General features: G+C 69.2%; 6 protein-coding genes. 3 read left to right on the forward strand and 3 right to left on the reverse strand.

The annotated features are described in order from the left end of the window. Positions 1-320: 320 nt before the first annotated feature. Positions 321-665 (reverse strand): hypothetical protein, encoded by a 345-nt coding sequence (locus tag H7F49_RS18580; protein ID WP_185685063.1) that lies wholly within the window; start codon positions 663-665, stop codon positions 321-323. Positions 666-873: 208 nt separating this feature from the next. Here H7F49_RS18580 and H7F49_RS18585 point away from each other — a divergent pair, with 208 nt between their 5' ends. Both H7F49_RS18585 and H7F49_RS18590 read left to right on the forward strand, forming a co-directional pair. Continuing rightward, positions 874-1,743 carry a L,D-transpeptidase family protein gene (locus H7F49_RS18585; RefSeq protein WP_185685058.1) on the forward strand — a complete coding sequence of 290 codons (870 nt, stop codon included), beginning with the start codon at positions 874-876 and terminating at the stop codon, positions 1,741-1,743. Positions 1,744-1,874: 131 nt separating this feature from the next. Next, positions 1,875-2,264, forward strand: a complete 390-nt coding sequence (locus tag H7F49_RS18590) for an MGMT family protein (RefSeq protein ID WP_185685059.1) — start codon at positions 1,875-1,877, stop codon at positions 2,262-2,264. 10 nt (positions 2,265-2,274) lie between these two features. Here H7F49_RS18590 and H7F49_RS18595 read toward each other — a convergent pair whose 3' ends face one another. Both H7F49_RS18595 and H7F49_RS18600 read right to left on the reverse strand, forming a co-directional pair. Further along, entirely contained in the window at positions 2,275-4,131 is a 1,857-nt protein-coding gene (locus H7F49_RS18595) for an ABCB family ABC transporter ATP-binding protein/permease (protein ID WP_185685060.1), read from the reverse strand. 56 nt (positions 4,132-4,187) lie between these two features. Beyond that, positions 4,188-5,108, reverse strand: a complete 921-nt coding sequence (locus tag H7F49_RS18600) for a retropepsin-like aspartic protease (RefSeq protein WP_185685061.1) — start codon at positions 5,106-5,108, stop codon at positions 4,188-4,190. Positions 5,109-5,216: 108 nt separating this feature from the next. On the opposite strand from H7F49_RS18600, the gene H7F49_RS18605 reads away from it, so the two are divergent. Next, on the forward strand, positions 5,217-6,140 hold the full coding sequence (locus H7F49_RS18605) for a hypothetical protein (protein ID WP_185685062.1): 924 nt from the start codon (positions 5,217-5,219) through the stop codon (positions 6,138-6,140). Positions 6,141-6,410: the final 270 nt, after the last annotated feature.

Below are 6,410 nucleotides of genomic sequence, written 5' to 3' on the forward strand. Positions count from 1 at the left end.
GACAGGGCCTTGCTTGACCTCGGCTGTGCAACCAGTCCGATACATCGGCCTCCTGCCCGCATCGGCCGGGATGCGCATCCCGGCCGATGCAACCAATAAAGCACATCTCGTCCACACAAGCCCGGGATGACGACAGCTTTAGGGGTGGGCCATTTTGCGGGTGTGCGAATGCGTTGTGGGCGGCCTCTGCGTGTTTCAGTCCAACGTCCGCTCCCCAACCCATCCCGGTCCGTCCCATCGGTGCCGCATTTGTCCACGCGGTCTGACCGCTGTTTCAGGGACACGGAAACAGCGGCGGCACTGGCTCGCCGCCGCCCCGCTCAGCGCTTCTTCTTCGTGATCGGCGCGGTGAAGTCCGGGTCCTTGTTCGCCACCCAGTCGACGAACTTGCGGACGGCGGGGTTGAGCAGCAGGCCCTCCACATCCAGGCCGTAACGCTGCAGCTCGGAATTGGTGAAGTTGGCGATCAGGGTCTGCTGGCAGATCGGGTGCATCGGCACCACATCGCGCCCACCACGGCTTTTCGGCACGGGATGATGCCAGACCACGGTCTGTCCGGTCGGCCGCCCGCACAGCCAGCAGGGCGGGGGCGGCGGGGCCTCGGTCTCGTCGCCATCATCCGGGGCATCGAAATTGCGGTCGTGGCGGGAATGCTTGCGGGCCATGGGCGTGCCTGTGGTTGAACAACCATGCTGCACCGCCCGGCCGCCGCCGTCCAGCCCGGTGTCGCTTACAAAGATTAACCCCGGCGGCGGGAGAACGGGATTGGCCGTTTCCGGACAGGGGCTTAGATAGTTAACACGAAAAGCTGGGCGGGGACGGTCGATTTTCAGGCAGGTGGCACTGTCGGCGACTTTGATTTCGTTGGTCTTCATGGCCAGCGATGCCCGCTCCGACTCGTCCCTGCAGGCTTTCGCGGGTGAGCCTGCCGCCCTGTCCGCGCCGTCTGCTCCAGGAGAAGCGGGGCCGGAAAGGGCGGCACCCGGGCCGAGGCGGCCGACGATCGCGCAGGCGCTCGATGCCGGGGTCCTGATCGTGGTCAGCAAGGCCTCGCAGCGCATGCAGGTGTTCCGCGACGGGGAACCGTGGCTGGCCTCGCCGGTCTCGACCGGGCGCCCGGGCCACCGCACCCCGGCCGGAGTCTTCCCGATCCTCGAGAAGCGGCGCTATCACCGCTCCAACCTCTACAGCAACGCGCCGATGCCCTTCATGCAGCGCCTGACCCGGGGCGGGATCGCGATTCACGCCGGGCGCCTGCCGGGCTACCCCGCCTCGCACGGCTGCATCCGCGTGCCCTTCGGCGTGGCCCGCGCCCTGTTCGAGCTGACCAGCACTCGCGACACCACCGTGGTCGTCCTCAACCAGCCGGTCCGGTCGGCCGAGCAGGCACGCCAGTTGGCGCTGGCATGGCCGGCGGCCCCTGCCGGTTCTCCCGCCCGTCCGGCGCCGGCAAGCGCGCCGGTCCTCGCGGCTGCGCCAGCCCTGCCGGGGTCGGCCCTGCCGCAGGGCCCGGGTTCCGCACAAACGATCCAGTTGGCCGCGGCGCTCTCGCCCGCCGAGGCCGAAGCCCACTGGACCCTGCTCGTCGGTCGCCATGCCGAGCTCGGCCGGTTCAGCAAGGCGATCATTCCCGCCACGGTCGGCGCCCGCCGCTTCTTCCGCCTGCGCGCCTCCGGCCCCGGCGCCCATGCCTCGTGCGCGCAGCTCAAGGCGGCAGGGGTGGATTGCTTCAACGTGATTTAGGCGGGGCTGGGAGCAGCGGCGGAAGGGAAAGGACGACGGGTGTCGGGCGACCGATCGTCCAGCTGGTGCAGTCCAGGCGGAGCGGGCAGGGCTTGGGCATTGACGCATCATCGGGCGAGGCTGGCCGGAGAATGAAAGCGCGCAGTCCGGCCTTTGCCCGGATCCAGGCCGATGTGCTGGCCATCGTCCGGTCCGTCCCTCCGGGGGCGCTGGTGACCTTCGCGGACGTGGGAGGGCATCTTGACGTGATGCCGCGCCATGTCGCCTACATCCTCGCCATGCTCGCTCCGGCGGAGCAGCTTGGGACACCCTGGCATCGGGCGGTGCCGGAGAATGGCCGGTTGCGGCGCGGGGCCGGCGATGCCCTTGGCGCCAGCCAGGCTGATCTGCTGCGGGCGGAGGGGGTGGCGGTAACCGCCGCCGGGGTCATTGCCAATCTGGCGGCACATCGCTGTCCGGTCGGCGGGCTGCCCCATGGCGTGCCGGTGCAACGGCGCCAGGATCGCCCCACCGGCGGGTGAGGGGCGGCGCTCACTCCGCCGCCACGTCCAGCGCTTCCTTTTCGGCCGCCTGGCGCGCCCACATTTCGGCGTAGAGCCCTTCGTGCCGCAGCAGCGCGGCATGGGTTCCGCTTTCGGCGAGCCGGCCCTGGTCGAGCACGAAGATCGTGTCGGCGTCGGCGATGGTCGACAGGCGGTGGGCGATTGAGATCGTCGTGCGGTCCTGCGCCACGGCATGGAGCGTCGCCAGGATGTCCTGCTCGGTGCGGGTGTCGAGCGCGCTGGTCGCCTCGTCGAGCAGCAGGATCGGTGGGTTCTTCACCAGGGTGCGCGCGATCGCGACGCGCTGCTTTTCCCCGCCCGACAGCTTGAGACCGCGTTCGCCCACTTCGGTTTCGAACCCCTGGGGCAGGCGTTCGATCAGTGGCATCAGCGCTGCAGCGCGGGCGGCGGCCTCGATCTCGGTCGGGCCGGCGCCATCGCGGCCATAGGCGATGTTGTAACCGATGGTGTCGTTGAACAGCACCGAATCCTGGGGGACGATGCCGAGCGCGGCGCGCAGGGAGGTCTGGGTGATCTGGCGGATGTCCTGCCCGTCGATCAGCACGCGCCCGCCTTGCGGATCGTAGAAGCGGAACAGCAGCCGCGCGATCGTGCTCTTGCCCGCGCCCGATGGCCCGACGATCGCCACCTTGTGCCCGGCGAGGATCTCCAGGCTGAGGCCGTGGAGGATCGTGCGGTCGGGCTCATAGCCGAAGACCACGTTGTCGAAGGCCACGGCGGGGCGCCGCACCACCAGCGCCGGGGCACCGGGCGCATCGGCCACTTCCTGCGGCTCGTCCATCAGGCGGAACATCGCGGCCATGTCGATCAGCCCCTGGCGGATCGTGCGGTAGACCATGCCCAGCATGTCGAGCGGACGGAACAGCTGGGTCAGGTAGGTGTTGACGAAGACCACATCGCCCACGGTGAGCCGGCCCTGCGACCAGCCCCACACGGTGTAGGCCATGGCGCCCGCCATCAGCAGGTTGACGATCAGCGCCTGCGCGATGTTGAGCAGCCCCAGCGAGTTCTCGCTCTTCACCGCCGCTTCGGCATAGGCGCGCGTGGCCTGAGCATAGCGCGCCTCTTCGCGCGCCTCGGCCCCGAAGTACTTGACCGTCTCGTAATTGAGCAGGCTGTCGACCGCGCGGGCCATGGCTTGGCCGTCGAGCCGGTTCATCTTTTCTCGCAGGGCGTTGCGCCATTCGGTGATGGTACGGGTCGCCCAGGCATAGAGCGCGATGGCCAGCGCCGTCGCGGCGACCAGCGGCCAGCCGAAGCTGACGTAGAAGATCACCGCCACCGCCGCGAGCTCGATCACGGTGGGGGCGATGTTGAACAGCAGGAAATAGAGCATCACGTCGATGCTCTTGGTCCCGCGCTCGATCGTCTTGGTCACCTCGCCGGTGCGGCGGGCGAGGTGGAAGCGCAGCGACAGCTTGTGCAGCCGGCCGAACACGTCTTCGGCCAAGGCGCGGGTGGCGTCCTGGCCGACCCGCTCGAACACGATGTTGCGCAGGTTGTCGAAGGCCACGCTGCCGAACCGGCCCAGCGCATAGGCCAGGACGAAGGCCAGCGCGACCGTGTAGGCGCTGCCATTCAGGCCGTGTTGGGCCAGGCCCGGGCCACTCATCGCATCGATCGCGCGCTTGTAGGCGTAAGGCAGGGCGAGGGTCGTCGCCTTGGCGGTGAGGATCAGCAGGCTGGCCCCCACGATTCGCCGGCGCAGCGCGGGATTGTCCGCCGGCCACAGGTACGGCAGGAAGCGGCGCAGCGTCCCCCAGCCATCATGGCGGCTGGCATCGTGGCGGTTACCGTCGGCGGGGCGGGGGGTTTCGGGTGGCATCGACCGCCTATGTAGGCCACCCGCCGGATGTCACAAGCGCCGCGATTCCCGGGCGCCTACCACGAGAGCGGAGAGGCGTGCTCGCTCGGCAGGTCGAACAGGACCCGGCGCGTCGGGAAGTCGATCGCCACGCGCCGGAAGGCCTTGAGTTCGCGCATGCCCAGCAGGATGGCCGGCTTGCGGTCCAGCCTGAGGTGGCGGAAGGCCGGGGCATCGGCGAAGGCGATCGCCACATTCTCCAGGAACAACTGCTGGATCTGCAGCCGCCGCGCCAGCAGCATGTCGGCGGTCAGGCTCTGGCCGGTGACGCTGTCCAGCCGGGTCTGCTCGGGCAGCATGCCCTTGCGCCCCATCGCCTGCATCAGCGCCAGATTGCCGATCGAGCCTTCGGCGCCGGTATCGATCACCACGGCGGTGCGGATCCCGTCGACCACGGCGTCGGTCATGATCAGCTGGCCCGACCGGCTGCGCGCCGTGACCACGATCTCGTAGCCCAGGTTGCCGCCCAGGCTCTTGGCGTCGCTTACCGCGATCAGGTTCTTGCGGAAGTCCAGCAAGACGCGCTGATCCTGCAGGCTGTCGAGCCCGACGATCCCGTCCGCGCCGATGTGCCGCTGCTCCAGCACCGGCGCGGTCAGGCCGTAGTAGCTGCGCCGGCCCAGCCCGATCTCGTCGAGCAGCACGGTCTGCACCGCAAGGGTTCCGGCCACACCGACCAGCGTCGCATTGCGGTCGGCGGGCAGGTTGAGCCGGGTGGCCAGATCGCGGCTGACCACGGTGTTCTGGGCCCCGGTGTCGAGCAGGAAGCGGAAGGGCCCGGCCCCGCCGATCCGCACCGGCACGGTCATCCGGGCATTGCCGTCGCTGCCCGCGGCGATCACTTCGGTGTCGGCGCCGTCCTGCGCGGCGCCGGCCTGGATCACCGGCAGGCCAATCACGGCGGCGGCAAGCGGAACGGCAAGCAAGAGGGGGTTCATCGGTGTTCTCCAGGCGGAGGGCAAGACTACCATGGGTGTGGTCGGCACGCCACGGCACCGAGGTTCACTTCGGCTTTTCTTAACGCCGCGCTGCTAGGTCGCGGGACCATGCCAGACCTTGTCTCCCGCGTGATCCGCAAGCTGCGCGAACGCCGGTTCACCCGGGCGGTGCGGGCCGTTCTGGCCACCCCGCCGGTCATCCCGCGCGATGACGGGGTCATCCTCTTCTCGATGATCGGCACCCGCGTGCTGCTGCCCTATCTGGTGGCGATCAAGTCCCTTCACGCCCAGCTGGGTCGGGGTCGGATCGTGATCCTCGACGATGGCTCGCTGACCGCCGCTGACCGGGCCATCCTCGCTGCCCAGCTTGGCGGCCCCGAGATCCGCCCGATCCAAGGGGTCGACACCGGACCCTGCCCGCGGGGCGGCACCTGGGAGCGCCTGCTCACCATCCTCGACCTGCGGCGCGAGGCCTATGTGATCCAGCTCGATTCCGACACGGTCACCACCGCGCCCCTGCCTGACGTGTCCGCGGCGATCGCGGCGGGACGCAGTTTCACCCTGGCCGGCGGCGGCGATGCCGCGCTGCTGCCCCTTGCCGAGATCGCGGCGCGTGCCAATGCCCACCCGGCTCCGGCCCGCCTGCACGTGCAGGAGGCGCTGGAACGGACGATCGACCGCATCGCCATTCCGGGGCGGACCGGGCTGCGCTATGTCCGCGGCTGTTCGGGCTTTGCCGGCTTCGCGCCCGATCCCTCGGGCCGGGCCCTGGCCGAGACCTTCTCCGCCGCCGCACAAGGCCTGCTCGGCCCCGCGCGCTGGGCCGAATGGGGGACCGAGCAGGTCACCTCGAGCTTTGTCGTGGCGAACGAGCCCGATCCCCTGGTGCTGTGCCACGATCGCTACCGCAACTATTGGGGCGAGCCGAATGTGGACGGCGCGGCCTTTGTCCACTTCGTCGGCACCTTCCGCTTTGCCCGGGGTCTCTACCGCCGCACTGCCCTGGCTGCGATCGCCGCGCTGCGGGGCTAGGCGCCGAGGACAGGTTCGAACGGCTGGTTGCACCCGGAATCAGACATCCAGATTCTTTCCACACAGAGCAAACGCCCCCCCCTTTATCGTCGCCCCGGGCTTGAGCCGGGGCAGGGCTTGGGTGGTGATGGCTGGGGAAGAACAGCCCGGTCCCGGGTCAAGCAACCGTGGATGGTGTTTGGAATGCCGGGTCATCGCGGGCGATGGCATTGAGGATGGAGATGAGCTTCCGCACGGTTGCGATCATGGCGAGTTTGAAGGGTTTTCCGC

This window comes from Novosphingobium aerophilum (assembly GCF_014230305.1).
GTDB lineage: Bacteria > Pseudomonadota > Alphaproteobacteria > Sphingomonadales > Sphingomonadaceae > Novosphingobium > Novosphingobium aerophilum.

Bases quoted from the DNA above. Each gene is read 5' to 3' on its own strand.
- H7F49_RS18600 (WP_185685061.1), bottom strand. From the start codon at position 5,108: ATGAACCCCCTCTTGCTTGCCGTTCCGCTTGCCGCCGCCGTGATTGGC.
- H7F49_RS18590 (WP_185685059.1), top strand. From the start codon at position 1,875: ATGAAAGCGCGCAGTCCGGCCTTTGCCCGGATCCAGGCCGATGTGCTG.
- H7F49_RS18595 (WP_185685060.1), bottom strand. From the start codon at position 4,131: ATGCCACCCGAAACCCCCCGCCCCGCCGACGGTAACCGCCACGATGCC.
- H7F49_RS18605 (WP_185685062.1), top strand. From the start codon at position 5,217: ATGCCAGACCTTGTCTCCCGCGTGATCCGCAAGCTGCGCGAACGCCGG.
- H7F49_RS18580 (WP_185685063.1), bottom strand. From the start codon at position 665: ATGGCCCGCAAGCATTCCCGCCACGACCGCAATTTCGATGCCCCGGAT.
- H7F49_RS18585 (WP_185685058.1), top strand. From the start codon at position 874: ATGGCCAGCGATGCCCGCTCCGACTCGTCCCTGCAGGCTTTCGCGGGT.